The sequence below is a fragment of the Enterobacter sp. RIT637 genome, assembly GCF_019718755.1.
In the GTDB taxonomy this organism is placed as follows: Bacteria; Pseudomonadota; Gammaproteobacteria; order Enterobacterales; family Enterobacteriaceae; genus Enterobacter.
The window spans coordinates 19,601-41,981 of record NZ_JAIHAZ010000004.1; the positions used below are offsets into that span (position 1 = coordinate 19,601).

The 22,381-nt window shown below is 55.7% G+C and carries 25 protein-coding genes; 7 read left to right on the plus strand and 18 right to left on the minus strand.

Annotated features, from left to right (window positions below; genetic code table 11):
• Window positions 1-42: 42 nt before the first annotated feature.
• From K5E19_RS08760 to yfbV, 4 genes are all read right to left on the minus strand, one after another.
• Window positions 43-1,875 carry an SLC13 family permease gene (locus K5E19_RS08760; RefSeq protein WP_221550862.1) on the minus strand — a complete coding sequence of 611 codons (1,833 nt, stop codon included), beginning with the start codon at window positions 1,873-1,875 and terminating at the stop codon, window positions 43-45.
• Window positions 1,876-1,950: 75 nt separating this feature from the next.
• A complete protein-coding gene (locus K5E19_RS08765) occupies window positions 1,951-2,610 on the minus strand; it encodes a sugar phosphatase (protein ID WP_221550863.1) in 660 nt (219 codons plus the stop codon).
• A gap of 11 nt (window positions 2,611-2,621) precedes the next feature.
• A complete protein-coding gene (locus K5E19_RS08770) occupies window positions 2,622-3,116 on the minus strand; it encodes a YfbU family protein (RefSeq protein WP_221550864.1) in 495 nt (164 codons plus the stop codon).
• A 93-nt stretch (window positions 3,117-3,209) separates the two neighbouring features.
• Window positions 3,210-3,665: a terminus macrodomain insulation protein YfbV gene (gene yfbV / locus K5E19_RS08775; protein WP_221550865.1), complete on the minus strand. Its 456-nt coding sequence runs from the start codon at window positions 3,663-3,665 to the stop codon at window positions 3,210-3,212.
• Between the two features lie 337 nt (window positions 3,666-4,002).
• On the opposite strand from yfbV, the gene ackA reads away from it, so the two are divergent.
• Together ackA and pta are read left to right on the plus strand one after the other, a co-directional pair.
• Window positions 4,003-5,205 carry an acetate kinase gene (ackA, locus tag K5E19_RS08780; protein WP_221550866.1) on the plus strand — a complete coding sequence of 401 codons (1,203 nt, stop codon included), beginning with the start codon at window positions 4,003-4,005 and terminating at the stop codon, window positions 5,203-5,205.
• Between the two features lie 76 nt (window positions 5,206-5,281).
• On the plus strand, window positions 5,282-7,423 hold the full coding sequence (pta, locus tag K5E19_RS08785; protein ID WP_121931907.1) for a phosphate acetyltransferase: 2,142 nt from the start codon (window positions 5,282-5,284) through the stop codon (window positions 7,421-7,423).
• A gap of 115 nt (window positions 7,424-7,538) precedes the next feature.
• Here pta and K5E19_RS08790 read toward each other — a convergent pair whose 3' ends face one another.
• The 5 genes from K5E19_RS08790 to K5E19_RS08810 all read right to left on the minus strand — a co-directional run bounded on the left by K5E19_RS08790 (window position 7,539) and on the right by K5E19_RS08810 (window position 11,521).
• Window positions 7,539-8,492, minus strand: a complete 954-nt coding sequence (locus tag K5E19_RS08790) for a transketolase family protein (protein ID WP_221550868.1) — start codon at window positions 8,490-8,492, stop codon at window positions 7,539-7,541.
• Entirely contained in the window at window positions 8,485-9,315 is an 831-nt protein-coding gene (locus tag K5E19_RS08795) for a transketolase (protein WP_221550870.1), read from the minus strand. Before K5E19_RS08795 ends, K5E19_RS08790 begins: the two co-directional genes overlap by 8 nt.
• Window positions 9,312-10,703: a PTS ascorbate transporter subunit IIC gene (locus K5E19_RS08800; protein ID WP_221550871.1), complete on the minus strand. Its 1,392-nt coding sequence runs from the start codon at window positions 10,701-10,703 to the stop codon at window positions 9,312-9,314. The genes K5E19_RS08795 and K5E19_RS08800 overlap by 4 nt, the downstream gene beginning before the upstream one ends.
• Window positions 10,704-10,724: 21 nt before the next feature.
• Window positions 10,725-10,997: a PTS sugar transporter subunit IIB gene (locus tag K5E19_RS08805; RefSeq protein WP_003861447.1), complete on the minus strand. Its 273-nt coding sequence runs from the start codon at window positions 10,995-10,997 to the stop codon at window positions 10,725-10,727.
• An 80-nt stretch (window positions 10,998-11,077) separates the two neighbouring features.
• Window positions 11,078-11,521: a PTS sugar transporter subunit IIA gene (locus K5E19_RS08810; RefSeq protein ID WP_221550872.1), complete on the minus strand. Its 444-nt coding sequence runs from the start codon at window positions 11,519-11,521 to the stop codon at window positions 11,078-11,080.
• Window positions 11,522-11,757: 236 nt separating this feature from the next.
• Between K5E19_RS08810 and K5E19_RS08815 the strand changes: the two genes are divergently transcribed.
• Window positions 11,758-12,777 (plus strand): LacI family DNA-binding transcriptional regulator, encoded by a 1,020-nt coding sequence (locus K5E19_RS08815; protein WP_221550873.1) that lies wholly within the window; start codon window positions 11,758-11,760, stop codon window positions 12,775-12,777.
• 3 nt (window positions 12,778-12,780) lie between these two features.
• Here K5E19_RS08815 and yfcD read toward each other — a convergent pair whose 3' ends face one another.
• The 3 genes from yfcD to yfcF are packed head-to-tail and all read right to left on the minus strand — an operon-like array spanning window position 12,781 to window position 14,655.
• Window positions 12,781-13,347 (minus strand): NUDIX hydrolase YfcD, encoded by a 567-nt coding sequence (gene yfcD / locus K5E19_RS08820; protein WP_010433290.1) that lies wholly within the window; start codon window positions 13,345-13,347, stop codon window positions 12,781-12,783.
• 55 nt (window positions 13,348-13,402) lie between these two features.
• Complete coding sequence (gene yfcE / locus K5E19_RS08825) at window positions 13,403-13,954, minus strand: phosphodiesterase (protein ID WP_221550874.1); 552 nt, start codon at window positions 13,952-13,954, stop codon at window positions 13,403-13,405.
• Window positions 13,955-14,010: 56 nt separating this feature from the next.
• Entirely contained in the window at window positions 14,011-14,655 is a 645-nt protein-coding gene (yfcF, locus tag K5E19_RS08830; protein WP_221550875.1) for a glutathione transferase, read from the minus strand.
• Between the two features lie 139 nt (window positions 14,656-14,794).
• Between yfcF and yfcG the strand changes: the two genes are divergently transcribed.
• The 4 genes from yfcG to K5E19_RS08850 all read left to right on the plus strand — a co-directional run bounded on the left by yfcG (window position 14,795) and on the right by K5E19_RS08850 (window position 17,332).
• A complete protein-coding gene (gene yfcG, locus K5E19_RS08835; protein WP_100165823.1) occupies window positions 14,795-15,424 on the plus strand; it encodes a GSH-dependent disulfide bond oxidoreductase in 630 nt (209 codons plus the stop codon).
• Between the two features lie 75 nt (window positions 15,425-15,499).
• Entirely contained in the window at window positions 15,500-15,868 is a 369-nt protein-coding gene (gene folX, locus K5E19_RS08840) for a dihydroneopterin triphosphate 2'-epimerase (RefSeq protein ID WP_010433280.1), read from the plus strand.
• A 13-nt stretch (window positions 15,869-15,881) separates the two neighbouring features.
• A complete protein-coding gene (locus K5E19_RS08845; RefSeq protein WP_221550876.1) occupies window positions 15,882-16,775 on the plus strand; it encodes a TIGR01777 family oxidoreductase in 894 nt (297 codons plus the stop codon).
• Window positions 16,776-16,819: 44 nt separating this feature from the next.
• Window positions 16,820-17,332: a GNAT family N-acetyltransferase gene (locus K5E19_RS08850; RefSeq protein ID WP_221550877.1), complete on the plus strand. Its 513-nt coding sequence runs from the start codon at window positions 16,820-16,822 to the stop codon at window positions 17,330-17,332.
• Window positions 17,333-17,438: 106 nt separating this feature from the next.
• Here the strand turns inward: K5E19_RS08850 and hisP are convergent, their stop codons facing one another.
• The 6 genes from hisP to K5E19_RS08880 form a co-directional block, all read right to left on the minus strand.
• Window positions 17,439-18,212 (minus strand): histidine ABC transporter ATP-binding protein HisP, encoded by a 774-nt coding sequence (gene hisP, locus K5E19_RS08855; protein ID WP_010433274.1) that lies wholly within the window; start codon window positions 18,210-18,212, stop codon window positions 17,439-17,441.
• Between the two features lie 8 nt (window positions 18,213-18,220).
• Entirely contained in the window at window positions 18,221-18,934 is a 714-nt protein-coding gene (locus K5E19_RS08860; protein ID WP_010433272.1) for an ABC transporter permease, read from the minus strand.
• Entirely contained in the window at window positions 18,931-19,617 is a 687-nt protein-coding gene (locus K5E19_RS08865; protein WP_089597903.1) for a histidine ABC transporter permease HisQ, read from the minus strand. The genes K5E19_RS08860 and K5E19_RS08865 overlap by 4 nt, the downstream gene beginning before the upstream one ends.
• A gap of 88 nt (window positions 19,618-19,705) precedes the next feature.
• Window positions 19,706-20,488, minus strand: coding sequence for a histidine ABC transporter substrate-binding protein HisJ (gene hisJ, locus K5E19_RS08870; protein ID WP_010433264.1), 783 nt, complete (start codon window positions 20,486-20,488; stop codon window positions 19,706-19,708).
• A 225-nt stretch (window positions 20,489-20,713) separates the two neighbouring features.
• On the minus strand, window positions 20,714-21,496 hold the full coding sequence (gene argT / locus K5E19_RS08875; RefSeq protein WP_221550878.1) for a lysine/arginine/ornithine ABC transporter substrate-binding protein ArgT: 783 nt from the start codon (window positions 21,494-21,496) through the stop codon (window positions 20,714-20,716).
• A gap of 290 nt (window positions 21,497-21,786) precedes the next feature.
• Window positions 21,787-22,356, minus strand: coding sequence for a UbiX family flavin prenyltransferase (locus tag K5E19_RS08880; protein WP_221550880.1), 570 nt, complete (start codon window positions 22,354-22,356; stop codon window positions 21,787-21,789).
• Between the last annotated feature and the right edge of the window lie 25 nt (window positions 22,357-22,381).

Consider the following 22,381-nt stretch of genomic DNA (forward strand, 5'->3'; position numbering starts at 1 on the left):
TTTGTAGGCCGGGTAAGGCGCAGCCGCCACCCGGCAATATTCTCAGAACGGGAACAGGACCGGAATTAACACAACGCATACCATCATCACCAGCACGGTGAACGGCACGCCAATCTTTACGAAATCGCTGAATCTATAATTCCCGGGCCCCAGCACCAGCGTGTTCACCGGTGAAGATACCGGCGTCATAAATGCCGCGGAGGCCGCCATCGCCACCATCATCGCGAACGGATACGGCGACACGCCCATGGATTTCGCCATCGCCAGCGCAATCGGCGCCATCAGTACTGCCGTCGCGGTATTGGAGATAAACAGCCCGATGGAGGCACACATGATAAACAGACAGACCATCATCATGTACGGCCCATACCCGCCGCCAGCGTCCATTAAGCCTTTAACGATCAAATCCACCCCACCAGTTTTTTGCAGGGCCAGCGCAAAGGGCATCATCCCGACGATGAGAATAATGCTCGGCCAGTGAATGGCTTTATAGGCGCTTTCAGCGTCAATGCAGCGGAATTTCCCCATCAGCAGGCAGGCGATAATGGCCGCAACAGGGTTGGGGATTTCATCGGTCAGCATGAGTGCGACCATCAGCACCAGACAAAAAATCGCGTGGGGCGCCTGGCTGTGCGCCGGGGAGGCATCGCTCTCTTCAACCGGCATATTGAGCACCACAAAATCACGCCCTTTTTGCCCGAGCTGGCTAATCAGCTTCCAGTTACCGACGACGAGAAAGATGTCACCCAGCAGGATTGGCTCATCGACTACAGCCCCTTCCATCGCCACACCGTCGCGTTTTAATCCCACCACGTTCAAACCATAGCGGGTGCGGAAGCCGACTTCGCGCACGGTTTTACCCAACAGCTCCGATTCCGGGATCAGCGACACTTCGGCCATACCGACATCCAGCGCCTGGTCGGAGAAATACTCGCCGCGCAGCACCATCGGCTCCAGCAACTGTTCGCTGCAAAACTCACGCAGGTCTACCTCTGCGGTGGACATATCAATCAGCAGAACGTCCCGCGCGCGGAATTCCGACACCCCGTTAACGTTGACGATCACCCGGCGGAAACGACGCCAGCGCTCCACGCCGATGACGTTCGCACCGTAGCGTTCACGGAGCTTAAGGTCGTCCAGCCGCTGGCCAATCATCGGTGAGCCGGGACGAATCGCCAGACGTCGCGCACGCCCGGTGAGACGGTATTCTTTAATCAGATCGCGAAAGGTGCGTCGCTTCCAGCTCTCTTTGCTTCTATCCTGATTTTCGCCTTTCAGGGCAAAACGGGTCAGCAGCATGTAGACCACGCCCATCACCAGAACGACCAGCCCAAGCGGCGTCACGCTGAAAAAACTGAAGCCCTGAAATCCTTCCCGGATCAGTTCACTGTTGACGACCAGGTTTGGCGGCGTCGCCACCAGCGTCATCATGCCGCTGATCAAACCGGCAAAGCTCAGGGGCATCATCAGGCGCGACGGCGAGATTTGCATCCGCATGGAGACGCTCAGCACCACCGGAATGAAGATTGCCACCACGCCCGTTGAGCTCATAAACGCCCCCAGTCCGGCTACCGTCACCATCAGGTAGATCAGCATTTTGGTTTCGCTGCTGCCCGCCACCTTCACCAGCCACGTTCCCATGATGGTTGCCACGCCGGTACGCACCAGCCCGTCACCAATGATAAACAGGGCGGCAATAAGAATAACGTTAGGGTCGCTAAACCCGGAGAAGGCTTCAGGTAAGGTGAGTGTGCCGCTCAGTACAAACGCGACGATGACAAACAGGGCGACGGCATCCATGCGCACCTTGCCTGTGGCGAAAAGAATGATGGCGATTAGCAGCAGGCTCAGGACCCAAATCAGTTCACCGTTCACAACATATCCTTGTCAGTGGAAGATAAGGAATTCTGCCATAAAAAAGCCCCAGCAATGTGGGGCTATATCATGGGATTACATTTTTAGCGAGACGGTTACAACTTCGTCGGGTCCCTTCGCGACGTTAATCGCGGTCAATGTATTCAGCACAAAATCCGCCTCACTCAGGCGGGGAGAATCCGCCGGGACGTTAACGGCGATAACGTGGCTCCCTGCGTTAAGCCCGGCCAGTACGCCGGCTGCTGCATCTTCCACCACCACGCAGTCCGCCGGTGCAAGGCCCAGCAGTTCAGCCCCAAGCAAGAACGCATCCGGCTCTGGCTTACCGCGCTTAACGCGCTCCGCAGTGATAAACACTTCCGGCTTCGGTAAACCTGCCGCCTTATGACGGGCATGGGCGACGGGAATGGAGCCGGAGGTGACGATAGCCCACGGGATCTGCGCTTCGTTCAGATGCTCAAGCAGCTCGCGCGCGCCCGGCAGCGCGGTAATGCCTTCCGTATCGGTAGCCTCAATGTTCTCGAGGTATTTGAACTCTGCCTGAATCTCTTCCTCAGTACGTCCCGCCAGGAAGTGTCGCAAGGAGGTAATGGCCTGTTTGCCATGGATGAAATTCAGTACGTCCTGATGGTCGATGCCATGCCTGTCGGCCCAATGGCACCATGAACGCTCCACTACCGGCAGCGAATCCACAAGCGTACCGTCCAGATCAAACAGAAAACCTTTACACTGCACACGCACCTCCGTCAGGCATTAATGATTTGTTGAATTTCGTTGCTGCTTAAATGGTACTGGCGCGGGCAGGAGTGCCATACGCCCAGCATGCGCTGGTATTTATCCCACATTGGGGTCTGCGCGTTAAAGCCGTGGGTGCCCGCATCAAAATGGGTATAGCGCCCTTCGGTGTTCACCATAAAGCGAACGTAGCTCAGATAGCGCGCTTCCGTCGCGGCGTCAAAGCCTAAGAACGTCACGCGGCGCTCGTCAATGGACTGGCGATCTTTGAGATTCGTCCAGGACACATGCAGCGCATGATACATCTCCATGATGTCGATCACGATGCGGCAGGTCTCTTCTTTCAGTTCACCAAACTCGCGATCCAGTTCGCGCATCTGTAAACCAAACCCGCGTTCGACGATCGTTTGCAAGCGGCTGTAGCGTTCTGCGTTATCGGGATCAAGCATAGTCATCATCTTGTACTGGTTAGACAAAATCAGACGTTGGGCATGGGTCATTTCCATCTTTCGACTCCTGTAGCGCATTGCACTTTAAAAAAAAAGACACGGTAACTGTTTGTTACTGTGCCTTCTTTTATTAGTCGTTTCGATGATCAATCACAAGTCATCAAGGAATGTTTTATCAAGTTGCTTAAAAGCGCGCTTGAGCGTGTCAGCCAGCGCCTGGTAATCCGGCTTGCCTTCGACAGGAGCCAACGCCTGACCGGCTTCCTCAAGTTTTCCACGGACTTCATAAAACCAGTGTAAAATTGTAGGCGGCAGCGGCGTAATTGAGCGTTTCCCCAGCCACCATAGCCCCTGCATCGGCAGACTCAGCGCAAAGAGCGCGGTGGCGACGGCCGGTCCAAGCTGGCCGCCGAGGGCAATTTGCCAGCACAGGGTAAAGATGGCAACAGGAGGCATAAAGCGAATCGCATAGCGCGTGGCGCGGATAGTGCGGTTCTCGATAAACATCGGCGCGAGGCGCTTTTCCAGTGGCCACGTCTTCGCGTAATGCTGCCCCCGACGAAACAGACTAAAGAAATTCACGGATGGGTTTTCGGGTGTCGACATGGCTGTACCTCAACTTCACATATAAAAATTAAAATTTTTGTGCAAAACCACAACAGGCTATGACAACGTTCAAAATATTTTGTCATCGCTACCCCGTATCGGGTATCCTGTGCCAGCCTCATAGGGCCGTAGACGAGAACCGTTAACTCGTCAAATTATCGCATATTATGCCATTGTCTGAAAAATGTTCAAAATGGCATAAAATCATAGGTATTTCTTTCATCATGCCGGAATGTTCGCCTGGCATGATGTTAATCATAAATGTCTGGGTCATCATGCGTTACGCTTTTAGACTCACTGACGTTTTTTTAGCCACGTATCAATAATAGGTACTTCCATGTCGAGTAAGTTAGTACTGGTTCTGAACTGCGGTAGCTCCTCACTGAAATTCGCCATCATCGATGCGCTCAACGGTGACGAGTACCTCTCTGGTTTGGCCGAATGTTTCCATCTGCCTGAAGCACGTATCAAGTGGAAGATGGACGGCAGCAAACAAGAAGCGGCTTTAGGTGCAGGCGCCGCTCACAGTGAAGCGCTGAACTTTATCGTTAACACTATTCTGGCACAAAAACCAGAACTGTCTGCTCAGCTGACTGCGATTGGTCACCGTATCGTCCACGGCGGCGAAAAATACACCAGCTCCGTCGTGATCGACGAATCTGTGATTCAGGGCATCAAAGACTCCGCATCCTTCGCGCCGCTGCACAACCCAGCTCACCTGATCGGTATCGCTGAAGCGCTGAAATCCTTCCCGAATCTGAAAGACAAAAACGTGGCCGTGTTTGACACCGCGTTCCATCAGACCATGCCGGAAGAGTCTTACCTGTATGCCCTGCCGTACAGCCTGTACAAAGATCATGGCGTTCGTCGTTACGGCGCACACGGCACCAGCCACTTCTATGTGACTCAGGAAGCCGCAAAAGTTCTGAACAAGCCGGTTGAAGAAGTGAACATCATCACCTGCCACCTGGGCAACGGTGGTTCTGTTTCTGCTATCCGCAACGGTAAATGTGTTGATACCTCTATGGGTCTGACCCCGCTGGAAGGTCTGGTGATGGGTACCCGTTCCGGTGACATCGACCCGGCGATCATCTTCCACCTGCACGACACCCTGGGCATGAGCGTTGACGACATCAACAAAATGCTGACCAAAGAGTCTGGCCTGCTGGGTCTGACCGAAGTGACCAGCGACTGCCGTTACGTTGAAGACAACTACGCAGAGAAAGCTGACGCTAAACGTGCAATGGACGTTTACTGCCACCGTCTGGCGAAATACATCGGTTCTTACACTGCACTGATGGACGGCCGTCTGGATGCGGTTATCTTCACCGGTGGTATCGGTGAGAACGCGGCAATGGTTCGTGAACTGTCCCTGGGCAAACTGGGCGTTCTGGGCTTCGAGGTTGATCACGAGCGTAACCTGGCTGCCCGTTTCGGCAAGTCTGGCTTCATCAACAAAGAAGGTACCCGCCCTGCTATCGTTATTCCAACTAACGAAGAGCTGGTCATCGCGCAAGACGCGAACCGTCTGACTGCCTGATTCCACACCGCCAGCAATGCTGGCGGTGCTGTTTTGTAACCCGCCCAATCGCGGCGGTAACGAAAGAGGATAAACCGTGTCCCGTACTATTATGCTGATCCCTACCGGAACCAGCGTCGGCCTGACCAGCGTCAGCCTTGGCGTGATCCGTGCTATGGAACGCAAAGGCGTTCGTCTGAGCGTCTTTAAGCCAATCGCCCAGCCACGTGCAGGTGGCGATGCGCCAGACCAGACCACCACCATTGTTCGCAAGAACTCCAATCTGCCAGCGGCTGAACCGCTGAAGATGAGCCACGTTGAATCTCTGCTCTCCAGCAACCAGAAAGACGTGCTGATGGAAGAGATCATCGCCAACTACCACGCTAACGCGCAAGATGCGGAAGTGGTGCTGGTTGAAGGCCTGGTCCCGACGCGCAAACACCAGTTTGCCCAGTCTCTGAACTTTGAAATCGCGAAAACCCTGAACGCAGAGATCGTTTTCGTGATGTCTCAGGGCACCGACACCCCAGAGCAGCTGAACGAGCGTATCGAACTGACGCGCAGCAGCTTCGGTGGTGCGAAAAACACCAGCATCACCGGCGTGATCGTGAACAAACTGAACGCACCGGTGGATGAGCAGGGCCGTACTCGCCCTGACCTGTCCGAGATCTTCGACGACTCTTCCAAAGCGAAAGTTGTCAAAGTTGATCCGGCTAAGCTGCAGGAATCCAGCCCGCTGCCAGTACTGGGCGCGGTGCCATGGAGCTTCGATCTGATTGCCACCCGTGCAATCGATATGGCGCGTCACCTGAACGCCACCATCGTTAACGAAGGCGACATCAATACCCGCCGCGTGAAATCCGTGACCTTCTGTGCGCGCAGCATTCCGCACATGCTGGAACACTTCCGCGCAGGTTCCCTGCTGGTGACCTCCGCAGACCGTCCTGACGTGCTGGTTGCAGCCTGCCTGGCCGCGATGAACGGCGTGGAAATCGGTGCGATCCTGCTGACCGGTGCCTACGAGATGGACCCACGCGTCAGCAAGCTGTGTGAACGCGCGTTCGCCACTGGCCTGCCGGTCTTCATGGTGAACACCAACACCTGGCAGACCTCCCTGAGCCTGCAGAGCTTCAACCTGGAAGTGCCGGTTGATGACCACGAGCGTATCGAGAAAGTTCAGGAATACGTTGCGGGCTACATCAACGCAGACTGGATCGAATCCCTGACGGCGACCTCCGAGCGCAGCCGCCGTCTGTCTCCTCCAGCATTCCGTTACCAGCTGACCGAGCTGGCGCGTAAAGCGGGCAAACGCGTTGTTCTGCCTGAAGGTGACGAACCACGTACCGTTAAAGCGGCTGCTATCTGTGCAGAGCGCGGCATCGCGACCTGTGTGCTGCTGGGTAACCCTGATGAGATCACCCGCGTTGCGGCGTCTCAGGGCGTTGAGCTGGGCGCTGGCATCGAAATCGTTGACCCTGAAGTGGTTCGCGAAAGCTACGTTGCCCGCCTGGTTGAGCTGCGTAAGAGCAAGGGCATGACCGAAGCCGTTGCGCGCGAACAGCTGGAAGACAACGTGGTGCTGGGCACGCTGATGCTGGAGCAGGACGAAGTTGACGGTCTGGTTTCCGGTGCGGTTCACACCACGGCGAACACCATCCGTCCACCGCTGCAGCTGATCAAAACCGCACCGGGCAGCTCTCTGGTTTCTTCCGTGTTCTTCATGCTGTTGCCTGAACAGGTTTACGTTTACGGCGACTGCGCGATCAACCCGGATCCAACCGCAGAACAGCTGGCAGAAATCGCTATCCAGTCCGCAGACTCTGCGATTGCCTTCGGTATCGAACCGCGCGTGGCAATGCTCTCCTACTCCACCGGTACCTCTGGTGCAGGTAGCGACGTAGAGAAAGTACGTGAAGCGACGCGTCTGGCGCAGGAAAAACGTCCTGACCTGATGATCGACGGCCCGCTGCAGTACGACGCCGCCGTGATGGCCGACGTTGCGAAATCCAAAGCGCCGAACTCGCCGGTTGCAGGTCGCGCTACCGTGTTCATCTTCCCGGATCTGAACACCGGTAACACCACCTACAAAGCGGTACAGCGTTCTGCTGACCTGATCTCCATCGGGCCAATGCTGCAGGGCATGCGCAAACCTGTGAACGACCTGTCCCGTGGCGCGCTGGTTGACGATATCGTCTACACCATCGCACTGACCGCGATCCAGTCTTCGCAGCAGCAGTAATTGTAAGGTCTTGCCGGATGGCGCTTCGCTTATCCGGCCTACAGGACCGTAGGCCCGGTAAGCGTGAGCGCCACCGGGCAACAAAAAGGCGACCACAAAGGGTCGCCTTTTTTATTTACAGCAGCTCTCGCGCCGCCGACACAATGTCATGTGCAGTCAGGCCATACTCCTTCTGCAGGAAATCCTGCGTCCCTACCTGACCGTAACGCTCTTTGACGCCCACTCGCCGCATCGGTACCGGGCAGGTTTCCACCAGCACTTCCGCCACCGCCGACCCGAGGCCGTTGTGAATGCTGTGGTTTTCACAGGTGACGATGCGACCGGTTTTCTCGGCGTAGTTTTTCACCAGCATCCGGTCGATGGGCTTCAGAGTAAACATGTCGATGACCGCCGCGCTTACCCCCTCCTGCTCCAGCTGGCGCGCCGCTTCCAGCGCTTCCGCCACCATGATGCCGTTGGCAATCAGGGTAATATCGCTTCCTTCGCGCAGCACGTTGCCTTTGCCAATGGTGAAGGTTGAGCCAGGGGCATACACGCTCGGCGCCTGCTTACGGATGGTCCGCACCCAGTAGAAGCCTTCGAGGTCGATAAGCTGGCGCAGCACATCCTCGAACATCACCGCATCGGTCACCTCCAGCACCACCGAATGCGCCAGACCGCGCACAATACCCATATCCTCAAACGACATATGGGTGCCGCCGTTGTGGCAGGCCGTCACGCCCGCATCCGACGCTATCACCTTCACGTTGTTGCGCTGGTAGTCCAGGGACATAAACAGCTGGTCGAAGCAGCGACGGCTGGCAAACGCGGTGAAGGTGTGCACGAACGGCTTACGCCCGGTGAGCGACAGCCCCGCTGCGGTGCCGATGACATTGGCCTCCATAATGCCACAGTTAATCACGTGCTGCGGATAATCGCGCGCCACGCCGTCCATCGCCATCGAGCTCATCAGATCCGCTTCCAGAGCGATAATCTCACTCCCGGACTCAATCTGCTTTGCCACGAAGCCCGCGTAGACCTTACGCATCTCAACGGCGTCTTTCTCTCCTGCCGGTGCAACCTTAATCATGTGAAGCCTCCAGTTGGCGAATCGTCTCGTTAAGCGCCGCTTTGCTCTCCGCGGTCAACCGCAGGTGGTGCGAGTTGCTGAGCTGCTCCAGGTACGGCACCCCCTGCCCTTTGATGCTGTCAAGAATGACGACTAACGGACGCGCATCGGTAGCCGGGACTCGCGACGTTACCGCCAGCAGACCCGGAAAGTCGTCGCCCTTCACCGTCGCCACGTCAAAGCCAAAGGCGCGGAATTTCCCCTCCAGGTCGAACGCGCTGATGATCTCGTCCAGCTCGCCGTCGAGCTGCTGTTTGTTCCAGTCCACGAACACCGTCAGGTTGTTCAGGCGATGGTGGGCGATAAACTGGAAGGCTTCCCAGCACTGCCCTTCGTTCAGCTCGCCGTCACCGACGATGCAGAAGACCCGATTCGATCGTCCCGCCAGCCTGTGCGAGAGCGCCATACCGCCGGCAATGGAGATCCCCTGCCCGAGCGAGCCGGTAGTGGCATCCACGCCGCGCGTTTTCAGGCGGTCCGGGTGGCTTGGCAGGCGCGTGCCGTTCTGGTTGAGCGTGCTCAGCTCTTCAACGGGGAAGTAGCCCTTGATCGCCAGCGTGCTGTAGAGCGCCGGGCCCGCGTGTCCTTTCGACAGGACAAAATAGTCTCGCTCCGGCCAGTCCGGATCCGCCGGGTCGATTTTCATCACCGCGCCGTACAGCACGGCCAGGGTTTCAACCACCGACATGCTGCCGCCGTAGTGGCCAAAGCCCAGCTGCGTCAGGGATTTCAGCGTCTCAAGACGGATCTGACGCGCGAGTTCGGTTATCTCTTTCTCATTCATGATTTGGCTCCGGTGTTTTCCTGCGCGTTACCGCCCGCAGGTTTGTTTTTCGCGAAGACGTTGTACGCCACCAGCAGCGCGAACAGCGCCACAACCAGTCCGGTGATGGCAAGCGGCGACATGAAGCGCGCCAGGTTGCCGAGGACAATCCCGACCGCGCCGAAGTCGGCGTCCGAGAAGGTGGTGTTGGCAAAGCCAATGGCACCCAGCACCGGCAGCAGCAGGACCGGCAGGAAGGTGATCAGCAGGCCGTTAGCAAAGGCGCCAATCATTGCCCCGCGGCGTCCGCCGGTGGCGTTACCGAACACGCCCGCCGTTGCGCCGGTGAAGAAGTGCGGCACGACGCCCGGGAGGATCAGCACCCAGCTAAACTGGCCGCAGATGAACAACCCTACAATCCCGCCGAGGAAGCTGAACAGGAAGCCAATCAGCACCGCGTTCGGCGCATACGGATACACCACCGGGCAGTCCAGTGCGGGGCGCGCGTTCGGCACCAGTTTTTCCGAGAAGCCGGTAAAGGCCGGGACGATTTCCGCCAGAATCAGACGCACGCCCTGCAGGATGATGAACACGCCCGCCGCGAAGGTGATCGCCATGATGATGGCGTACACCAGGTAGTTCTGGCCGCCGCTGAAGGTCGCCTCCACGTACTCGCGCCCGGCGCTCACCGCCAGGATGAGGTAGATAATCATCATGGTCAGGGAGATGGAGATCGAACTGTCGCGCAGGAAGCTCAGGTTCTTCGGCAGGTTCATCTCTTCGGTTGAGCGTGAGCCCTTGCCGACCTTGCTGCCAATCCAGCCGGACAGCACGTATCCCAGCGTGCCGAAGTGGCCGAAGGCAATCTCATCGTTGCCGGTAATGCGCTTCATGTAGCGCTGGGCAATTGCCGGGAAGAAGGCCATGATCAGGCCGAGAATCAGCGAGCCGGTGAAGACCAGACCCACGCCCTCAAAGCCCGCCACCGTCAGGATCACGCCAATCATGCACGCCATATAAAACGTGTGGTGTCCGGTGAGGAAGATGTATTTCAGTCGGGTAAAGCGCGCGACGATAATATTCGCCACCATCCCAAAAGCCATAATCAGCGCGGTTGAGGCACCGTATTTTTCCAGCGCAATCGACACAATGGCTTCATTGTTTGGAATAATGCCCTGGATAGTAAAGGCGTGCTCAAACATTCCGCCCAAAGGATTTAACGACCCCACCAGCACCGTGGCACCGCCGCCCAGCACAATAAAACCGAGAATAGTTTTAATTGTTCCTTTCACCACGTCCGAAAACGCTTTTTTCTGCGCAACCAGACCGATTAAGGCAATTAATCCCACCAGCACCGAAGGGACTTTTAATATATCAACAACGAAATTCAGCGTTTCAAGGATAAACATATCCACCTCGCCTAATCAGGATTATTGTCTTTCGAACCAGGCGCGCAGCTGCGCTTCGAGTTCGTTGATGTCGATGATGTTGTTAATCACCACCAGCTGGCTTTCCGGCACGCTGGCGCTGGCCGCGATGTCTTTTGCCATCACGAACAGGTCTGCTGCGCCAGGCGTTGCAGACGAGAGATCGGAGTGTTCAACCTCTGCCTCAATCTCCAGCTTTTTAAGCACCTTTTTGATATTCATTTCGACCATAAAACTGCTGCCCAGGCCGGACCCGCAAATAGCCATGATTTTCATTGTTGTTCCCTTATTTTGAGTAGAGTACGCCCCATCACGCTGGCGCGTAATGTTGTGAATAATCGGATTAAAGAATTAAATCAGAAGCGGTCAATAATCGTTTTAATTTCCTCCAGGGTATTCGCCTGATGCAGCTCAGCCATATCCGCATCGCTGGAAAATAAATCAGCCAGCGATGAGATCATTTCGATATGGCTATTTTTGTCGGGTGCGGCGAGCATGATAATAACATCGACAGGGTCAAACTCACCGGCACCAAAAGAGACGCCTTTTTTCAGTTTTAATAATGACAGGCCGAGTCCTTTCGCCCCTTCTTCCGGCCGCGCATGCGGCATCGCCAGCCCTGGTGCCAGCACGTAATACGGACCTAAAGCATGATGCTGCTCGATGATGGCCGTGATGTATTCCGGCGAAATCACCTGCAACTCCAGAAGCGGCTTCGCGCACAGCTCCAGCGCCTGCGGCCAGTCCTCTACGCTGTCCTGCAGCGTGATGGTTGTATCATATATCCATTTTTTGAGCACTTTGCCCTCCGACTACGACGCTAAAGATGAGCAAACTTTATTCAACACCTCAATGATTGACTGCGATCAGGATCACAAAGATAGCGCTACCAACAGTTAACATGCAGAAATGTGATAGCGCTATCAAATTGCAATCGCGGTGCTAAATCACAGCAAAAAAAGGGATTTAAAGCGTATACTGCGTTTCACGTGAAGCGAAGGATGAAAGTAGTCGCGTCCTGTTAGCAGGAAGGTGTATGTCTCTAACCCGAAAACGACGCAGTACCGGTAAGGTGACGCTGGCCGATGTCGCACAGCTTGCTGGTGTGGGCACAATGACCGTGTCCCGTGCGCTCCGCACGCCCGAACAGGTTTCCGATAAACTGCGAGAAAAAATAGACGCTGCGGTGCAGGAGCTGGGCTATATGCCTAATCTTGCCGCAAGCGCGCTGGCATCAGCCTCTTCCTGGACGATCGCAATGGTTGTTCCTAACCTCTCTGAAGCCGGCTGCTCGGAGATGTTCGCCGGGCTACAGCAGGTGCTACAGCCCGCCGGATATCAGATCATGCTGGCAGAATCCCAGCATCGTCTTGAGCAGGAAGAGAAATTACTGGAAACGCTGCTGGCGTCAAATATTGCCGCCGCGATTTTGCTCAGCGTCGAGCACTCAGACACCGTCCGGCACTGGCTGAAAAATGCCTCCATTCCGGTGATGGAGATGGGTGCGATGCGCGCCGACCCGATTGATATGAATATCGGCATTGATAACGTCGCCGCCATGTATGAACTCACGGAAATGGTGATTAAGCGCGGCTACCAAAATATTGGCCTGCTGTGCGCCAACCAGGAGCAGTGGATTTTCCAGCAGCATTTGCAGGGCTGGTACAAGGCCATGCTTCGTCACCATCTGTCGCCGAACAGAGTGATTAACGCCGCCATGCCGCCAAATTTCTCCACGGGCGCGGCACAGTTGCCGGAATTCCTGCTGGCGTGGCCGGAGCTGGATGCGCTGGTATGCGTCTCGGACGAACTGGCCTGCGGGGCACTCTATGAATGCCAGCGTCGGCGCATAAAAGTGCCGGACGATTTAGCCGTGGTGGGCTTTGGCGATAGCGATGTCAGCCGCGTCTGTCAGCCGCCGCTGACGACCATGGCGGTACCGCATCGTAAGATTGGAATTGAAGCCGGGAAAGCGTTGCTGGAACGTCTGAATGATGGAGACTGGCGCGACCATAAACCAATCGCGTCCAGCCTCTGCCTGCGGGAAAGCTGTTAAGGCTTACTCAGCCTCTTCCTCTTTTTCCGCTTTGCTTTCTGGCTTAGCGGATTCGTTTTTGGCGTTGCGGGTCATCCACAGCGCCAGTGCTTTTAAGGAGTCAGGGGTAAATTCGTCGCAGCGCGCGGTGATCTCTTCCGGCGTCATCCAGCAGACTTCGCTCACTTCCTCTTCCTGCAGGGCGAATGGCCCATGGGAGACACAGCTAAACAGCCCGCCCCAGACGCGGCAGTTTTCGTCCTCGAAATAGAACTGGCCGTGCTCGGCAAACGGCACGCCGGCGATGCCTAACTCTTCTTCTGCTTCGCGACGCGCGGAATCCAGCAGCACTTCATCTGCCTGCACAACGCCGCCCGCCGTGGCATCCAGCATACCGGGGAGAAAATCTTTGGTGTCCGTGCGGCGCTGGACCAGGATCTTGCCCATGCCGTCATGCACGACGATGTACGTTGCGCGGTGACGCAGTCGCTCCGCGCGCATTTGTTCGCGGCTGGCCTGCGCGATCACTTCATTCTCTTCGCTGACAATGTCAACCCACTCAGTACTTGCCAAATGATTCTGCTCCACCATCGGGAAACCTTCTCGTCTAAGCGCTCTTTCGGCGCGTTTGCAGTTGAGGTGTAACTTACGGATTAATCGCTATCTGCGCAATAACTTGCTGATCATTAAGTGCGATAACGCTCAGGGTATTTCCATCCAGCATGCCATAGCTCGCCGGATTACCGCCTTTCGGAATGCTGACCGAACCGGGGTTAAAGTGATAAATCTCACCACGTTTTACCGCTACCGGAATATGAGTATGACCATAAACCAGGACATCGCCAGCGGCGAGCGCCGGGAGGTTTTCCGGGCTAAAAAGATGACCGTGAGTCAAAAAAAGACGGCTCTTTTCCAGCAGGACATGCTGCCAGGGCGCAGTGATGGGGAAATGCAGCAGCATCTGGTCAACTTCACTGTCGCAGTTACCGCGCACCGCGATAATTCGCGAGGCATGCTCATTCAGTTTTTCCGCCACCTGCGCGGGTGCATAACCTTCAGGCAGCGCATTTCGCGGACCATGGTTTAACACATCGCCCAGCACCACCAGCCACCGTGCCCCGCTTTCGGCAAACAGGGAAAGAACGCGCTCGGTAGCGGGCAGCGATCCATGGATATCCGACGCAAACATCAGTTTCATCAGTCACTCCTCAGGAAAACAGACTGCCCCCATCATACCTGAAGCGCCAGAGCTTATCAGCCCGCGCGCTTAGCGGAGAGTGCCACATAGCGCTGCACGGAGGCGCGCTGCCACTGGAATGCAGCATAATCCACCAGCAGCTGAGGAACCTCGTCGCCGTTGAGGATCAAACGGTTTAACATCAGCGCCAGATCGGTGTCAGCAATGCACCACTCGCCGAAGAGATTCGGGTTGCCGTGCGCCAGCAACGCAGACGCTGTCTCAATCAACTTTTGCGCACTGGCGCTTCCCTCTTCACTCAACGCGGGCTTTTTCACTCCGGCGAAAACCACGTCAGTAGAACGTTCAACGCGAATTGGCACCAGATCGCTACGCAGCCACGCCTGGATCTGCCGCGCCCGCGCGCGCTTCTGCAGATCGTGAGGATAAATGCGCTCCCACTCCGGCGGTGCAAAGCGATCTTCAAGGTATTCATCGATCGCCGAGGATTCGCTCAATGCAAAACCGTCAATCTCCAGCACCGGCACGCGTCGGGTCAGGTCGTAACCCTGCCACTGCGGTTTCAGGTGTTCACCCCTGTCCAGATCGATGGTCTTCAGGGTGAAAGACAATCCTTTTTCCGCCAGAGCGACGTAAACGCTCATCACATACGGTGAAAAGTAACAGGCATCGGACCACAACGTTATCGCAGGCTGGTTCATAACTTCCTCATTGGCTGAACGGTTTTCACTCAAAATATAATCTCTTTGGCTCGCTGTCACTTGATGAAAACTCACGATTTACAACAGGCACCTATACTGATTTTTATGGCATCACTTTTCACACTGACAGGAGTTGAGAATGATCGACCTTTACTATGCCCCTACCCCAAACGGCCATAAGATCACCCTTTTTCTGGAGGAAGCCGAACTGGAGTACCGGATCATTCGCGTGGATATCAGCAAAGGCGATCAGTTCAGGCCGGTCTTTCTGGCGATATCGCCCAACAATAAAATCCCGGCCATTATTGATAATCTGCCCGCCGATGGAGGCAGGCCGTTGAGTCTGTTTGAATCCGGGGAGATTTTGCTCTATCTGGCGGAGAAATCCGGCAAGCTGCTGAGCGGTGAACTGCGCGAGCGTCACCATACCCTGCAATGGCTTTTCTGGCAGTCGAGCGGTCTCGGGCCGATGCTCGGGCAAAATCATCACTTTACTGCCTACGCCCCGCAGCCCATTCCTTACGCAATAGAACGCTATCAGGTTGAAACCCAGCGATTATATGGCGTGCTAAATCGTCGACTGGAGAAAACGCCGTGGCTTGGCGGCGATCATTACAGCATTGCCGATATCGCCTGCTGGCCGTGGATCAACACCCATGAGAAACACCGTATTGACCTGGCGGCATACCCTGCCGTGAATAACTGGTTTGAACGGATTCGGACCCGTCCTGCGACCGAGCGCGCCATGCAAATTATTCAGCAGATTTAGACCCCTGCCCCGCTGGGTGCATGACTCGCTCTCATGTATTATGGGCAGCAAATACTGACACGGAGAAGACCTGCAATGTCACAGCATGACGCGATTATACGTATAAAAAATTTACGCTTACGCACGTTCATCGGTATCAAAGAGGAAGAGATTGCCAACCGACAGGATATTGTCATCAATGTGGTTATTCACTACCCCGCAGACAAAGCGCGGGCCAGCGAAGATATCAATGATGCGCTGAACTATCGCACAATCACCAAAAACATTATCCAGTACGTGGAAAACAACCGCTTCTCTCTGCTGGAAAAATTAACTCAGGATGTGCTCGACATCGCACGCGAACATCACTGGGTCACTTATGCTGAAGTCGAGATCGATAAACTTCACGCCCTGCGTTACGCCGACTCCGTCTCCATGACGTTAAGCTGGCGACGCCAGGCATAAACCTGGAGGTTGTATGAAGATTCTGCTGACCGGCGGTACGGGCCTGATTGGCCGTCATCTCATTCCCCGTCTGCACGCTCTGCATCACGAGATTACCGTGGTGACGCGCAGCCCGGAGAAAGCACGTCAGGTGCTGGGGGCAGGTGTCGACATCTGGAAAGGTCTGGCTGAGCAGCAGAATCTGGACGGTTTTGACGCCGTCATCAACCTCGCGGGTGAACCCATCGCCGACAAGCGCTGGACCGAAGAGCAGAAGCAGCGGTTGTGCAGCAGCCGCTGGAATATCACCGAGAAGCTGGTCGAACTGATTCGCAACAGCCATACGCCGCCATCGGTGCTCATTTCAGGCTCTGCGACGGGCTATTACGGCGATCTCGGCGAAGTGGTGGTGACCGAAGAGGAGCCGCCGCACAACGAATTTACCCATAAACTCTGCGCCCAGTGGGAGCGTATCGCCAGCGCGGCACAGAGCGATCGTACCCGCGTCTGCCTGCTGCGTACCGGCGTGGTGCTTGCGCCGAAAGGCGGCATTCTGGGTAAAATGCTTCCTCCCTTCAGGCTGGGCCTCGGCGGACCAATTGGCAACGGGCGTCAGTATCTGGCGTGGATCCACATCGACGATATGGTGAACGGCATTATCTGGCTGCTGGATAACGATCTGCGCGGGCCGTTTAACATGGTTGCGCCCTATCCGGTGCGTAATGAACAGTTTGCCCACGCGCTGGGGCATGCCCTGCATCGCCCGGCGATTTTACGCGTGCCTGCGACGGTCATTCGCCTGATGATGGGTGAAGCCTCTGTGCTGGTATTAGGCGGGCAGCGCGCGCTGCCAAAGCGTCTGGAAGCGGCCGGGTTTGCCTTCCGCTGGTATGATTTAGAAGAGGCACTGGGGGATGTGGTGCGCTGAATATGTTACAGTGATACGCCATGTTCCGATGAAATGGCGTAACAATGGCAACCATCACCACTCCCCGGCTTCATCTCACCCCTTTCGAACCCTCTGACTGGGCGTTTTTCCGCTCGCTGCGCGAAAACCGCGACGTCATGCGCTATATGGCCGCGACTGCACCCGAAAAAGAGACCCGACGCGTGTTTGCCGCGCGCCTGATGGCGGAGCATGTTTTCGTGATCCGCTTTCGGGATGACGATGCGCCGCTGGGCGATATCGGCCTGCAAATCAGCCCTGAGAACCGTGAAGAGGCGGATATCGGCTACACGGTTGTGCCTGCCGCGCAGGGAAAAGGGATTGCCAGCGAGGCGCTGCGCGCGGTGTGTGACTACGCGTTTAACCAGACAGGGGTGAGAGCGATTAACGCGTACGTACTGGCGGATAACGGCGGGTCGGTGCGCGTGCTGGAGAAAGCCGGGTTTGTGCGTACGCAGGTGCTGGAAAAGGCGTATGAAATTGACGGCGTACGGTATGACGACTGGGTGTATCGGCTGGAATGTGCCGAACGGCAATAGAATTTGTAGGCCCGGTAAGCGAAGCGCCACCGGGCGATTGGGCTGCACTGCGGTCTGATGCCCTCACCCCGACCCTCTCCCACAGGGAGAGGGAGAAGGGCAAAACCTACTTCAAAGATCCCTTCAGGAACTGCTGCAAACGCGGGCTTTGCGGGTTCGCCAGCACTTCGTCCGGGTGCCCCTGCTCTTCAATTTTTCCCTGATGCAGGAAGATAACGTGGTTCGAGACGTTACGGGCGAAGCCCATCTCGTGCGTTACCACCACCATCGTTTTGCCCTCTTCGGCCAGCTTCTGCATGATGCGCAGCACTTCGCCCACGAGTTCAGGATCGAGCGCGGAGGTCGGTTCGTCGAACAACAGTACCTCAGGCTCCATCGCCAGCGCACGGGCGATGGAAACACGCTGCTGCTGACCGCCGGAGAGATGCACCGGGTATTTCATCTGCTGGCGCTCGTCGATACCCACTTTCGCCAGGTATTTTACCGCGCGCTCGCGGGCTTCCTGCTTGCTCAGCCCCAGCACCTGAACCGGCGCTTCCATCACGTTCTCCAGCACCGTCATGTGGCTCCAGAGGTTGAAGTGCTGGAACACCATCGTCAGGCGCGTACGCAGCAGGCGCAGCTGATGCTTATCTGCCACCTTCAGTTGGCCGTCTTTGTCACGGACCAGGTTAATATTCTGCCCGCTCACCACAATCGAGCCTTCGCTCGGCTTTTCGAGGAAGTTAATGCAACGCAGGAAGGTACTTTTACCCGAGCCGGATGAGCCGATAATACTGATCACATCGCCTGCGTTAGCCTGCAGCGACACCCCTTTCAGCACTTCATGTTCGCCGTAGCGTTTGTGCAAATCAATAACGTTTAATTTGTTCTCAGCCATCATCTTTCTCAGTGCGTCGAAGGTTTTATATGCTGCAACCAGCGTTTTTCAGCCTTACGGAACAGGCTAATCAGAACATAAGAGATAATTAAATAGAGCACTGCCGCAATGCCAAACGCAGTAAACGGCTGATAGGTCGCGGAGTTAATATCGCGCGCGATTTTGAGCAGATCCGGCACCGTCGCGGTAAAGGCGAGCGCGGTGGAGTGCAGCATCAAAATCACTTCGTTACTGTACGCCGGGAGCGCAATGCGCAGCGCCGATGGCAGAATGATGCAGCGATAGAGCTTCACCGACGAAAAGCCGTACGCCCGCGCCGCTTCAATTTCACCGTAAGGGACAGAGCGGATCGCCCCCGCAAAGATCTCGGTGGTATAGGCGCAGGTGTTGAGCGTCAACGCCAGCACCGTACAGTTCAGACCGCTGCGGAAGAACGCATTCAGCATCTCAGTGCCTTTCACGATCTCCAGCGTGTACATTCCCGAATAGAACACCAGCAGCTGCACGTACAGGGGCGTACCGCGAAACACATAGGTGAACAGCCAGATCGGGAACTGGATAAATTTGTTGTTCGACACGCGGCCAATAGCGAGAAACACCGCCAGAATGCCGCCCATCACCACGGAAGAAATCAGCAGCCAGAGCGTAATCGCCACGCCGGTAAAGCGGTAGCCGTCCGTCCACAGCAGCGATTTCCAGTATTCCTGAATAATCTCAATCACAGGTCAGCCCTCTTCACACCCACGGAGTAGCGACGCTCGAGCAGAAGCAACACACCATTGGAGACGGTCGTAAAGACCAGATAGATCACGCCACAGACCACCGCAAAGTAGAACGGCTCCCAGGTGCTCTTGCCCGCCAGCTGAGTCGCTTTCACGACGTCTTCCAGGCCAAGCAGCGAGACCAGCGCTGTCGCTTTGAGGATAACCTGCCAGTTGTTACCGATGCCCGGAAGCGCATAGCGCATCATGGCCGGGAACATGATCCGGCGAAACGTTTGTGAGGAGGTAAACCCGAACGCGGTTGCCGCTTCAATGTGCCCTCTCGGGACGGCCATGTAAGCACCACGGAAGGTTTCCGTGAAGTAAGCACCGTAGATAAAACCGAGGGTAATAATACCGGCTACCATCGGGTCGATATCGATCTGTTCCATGCCGACGGCGTCGGTAATGCCATTCAGCGCGATCTGCAGACCGTAAAAGATCAGCAGCATCAGCACCAGATCGGGTACGCCGCGAATAAGCGTGGTATAGCCTTCGAATATAAGCGCCAGGGGTTTATTCGCCGACAGCTTTGCCCCTGCACCCGCCAGACCTATCAGCACCGCCAGTACCACGGAGCTGATAGCCAGCTCAAGGGTGACAAGCGCGCCTTGTAAAATAACGCCAGAAAATCCGTACAGCATACCGCGTGCCCTGTCGTGTCGTGAGTGGTGGAACCGTGTCTTTTCCCCTCCCTGAGTGGGAGGGGCCGCACGTTATTTGACGGGGCGATTAGCCGCCGTAAACATTAAAATCAAAGTACTTTTTCGCCAGCTTGTCGTAGGTGCCGTCAGCACGCATTTCGGCAAAGGCTTTGTTCAGCGCTTCACGCAGCTCGTTGTCTTCTTTGCGCAGGCCCATACCAGTGCCCACACCAAACAGCTTCACGTCCTTAATGGACGGGCCGCCAAATTTGTAATCTTTACCCACCGGCGTTTTCAGGAAGCCTTCGCTTGCCGCGACTTCATCCTGGAATGCCGCATCTATTCGGCCTGCCGTCAGGTCAGCGTAGATATTTTCCTGGCCCTGATAAGAGACGATTTCGATCCCCTTCGGCGCCCAGTGTTCGTTGCCGTAGGTTTCCTGCGTGGTGCCCTGCAGCACGCCGACGCGTTTGCCTTTCAGCGACTCAAGGGTAGGTTGAATGTCTGAAGACTTAGCCACCACCAGACGAGAATCGGCCGCGTAGAGTTTGTCGGTGAAGGCAATCTCCTGCTGGCGTTTTTCAGTGATGGAAAGAGAGGACATGATGACGTCGATTTTTTTCGCTTTCAGCGACGGGATCAGGGCATCCAGCGGGTTCTCAACGTAGGTACATTGCGCTTTAATACGTTTGCACAGCTCATTGGCCAGATCGATGTCAAAACCCACCAGTTCACCCTTCGCATTCTTCGATTCAAAGGGGGCATAGGTCGGATCGGTACCAATACGAATTTTTTGCGGAACGGCTGCGAATGCCGCGGTGGCGCTGGAAAAGGCCAGTACCAGAGAGAGTGACAACACGAGTTTTTTCATATCTATCCTCAACAAACTGTCTTCATACGGTTTTTTACGACGACGGGGTGCGGTTAATGTGCCATTAATCCACGCAGTCAGGCAAAGAATAATGCCTCTCGGGCGGGATTTTTTGCATTATAAATGCTTAAGTATGCACACAGCGACCCAATATGGTGCACAGCCTGCACCATATTGAATCACCCACGCCAGCGACGCACCAGGTCGGTGCATCACCGCCATGCGTTAGTCACCGTAGACGTTGAAGTCGAAGTATTTCTTCGCCAGTTTGTCGTAGGTACCGTCTTTACGCAGCTCAGCGAAGGCTTTGTCAAAGGCGGCTTTCAGCTCGGTATCGTCCTTACGCAGGCCGATGCCGGTGCCGTCACCAAAGTATTTTTTGTCTTTCACGGACGGGCCCGCGAAGGCGAACTCTTTACCGGCCGGCTGCTTCAGGAAGCCTTCGCTTGCGGCGACTTCATCCTGGAATGCGGCATCCAGACGGCCTGCTGACAGGTCAGAATAAATCAGATCCTGGTTCTGGTAAGCCACCACGTCTACGCCCTTCTCACGCCAGTTAGCATTGGCAAACCCTTCCTGCGTCGAGCCCTGAAGCACGCCGACATGCTTGCCTTTCAGCGAGTCGATGGTCGGTTGGATCGGAGAGCCTTTGGCGGCAATCAGGCGAGAGTCCGCAGCGTAGAGCTTGTCAGAGAAGGCGATCTCCTGCTGACGTTTTTCCGTGATGGAGAGAGAAGAGATAATGGCGTCGATTTTTTTGGCTTTCAGCGACGGGATTAACGCGTCAAAGTCGCTGCCCACCCATGTGCATTTCACCGCAATGCGTTTGCACATTTCATTTCCCAGATCGATATCAAACCCTACGAAATCGCCTTTTGCATCCTTGGAAGAGAATGGCGCGTAGGTTGCGTCTGTACCGATACGAACCGTCTGTGGCAGTGCTGCGTAGCTACCTGCTGCTGCACTTAACCCCACGAGCAAAGACAGAGCCAGAACCGTCTTCTTCATACATTTACCCTCAAGTACCGTGATTTTATTATGTATTGTGTAGTGTGTTGTGTTGCAGGCTTCTCTTGCAGGTCTTATGCCACATTCCCGTCTGGTCAAAAAATCGACGTTAAATATGTTAATAAAACGTTGCGATATTGCCTTAATGGTGAAAGATAGCAGGTCTGCCGAACGAACCGGAGAGGGAAGAAGGGAAAAAACGAATTAAATGTCGAGGATATGATCGCCGTTGCATAATTGCCCTGAAACAGGGCAACTTGTCTTTTCATGCACCTTGTTTGTGCACAAATTCAGGCTCCCTGCCAGCGGGTGAAGAGGTCTTCCGGCAGTTCAATATCAAACTGGTCCAGCACGCGGTTAACGGTCTGGTTGATGATGTCGTCCAGCGTTTGCGGGCGGTGGTAGAATGCGGGGACCGGCGGCATGATGACAGCCCCAAGTTCAGCCGCCTGCGTCATTAAACGCAGATGCCCCAGATGCAGCGGTGTTTCTCGCACGCAGAGCACCAGAGGACGACGCTCTTTCAGCACCACATCCGCGGCGCGCGTCACCAGGGTATCGGTATAGCTGTTCACAATGCCGGAGAGCGTTTTTATTGAACAGGGCAGGATAACCATGCCCGCCGTTTTAAACGAGCCTGAAGAGATACTGGCAGCGATATCGCGGGCATCGTGGACGACATCCGCGAGCGCCTGAACGTCACGCAGGGAAAGGTCGGTTTCAAGGGAGAGGGTCTGGCGTGCTGCCTGGCTCATCACCAGATGGGTTTCGACCTCTGCTACGTCACGCAGCACCTGCAACAGACGTACGCCGTAAATCGCACCGCTGGCACCGCTGATCCCAATAATGAGTCGTTTCATGATTTTTGCCCTTACTGATTCAGGG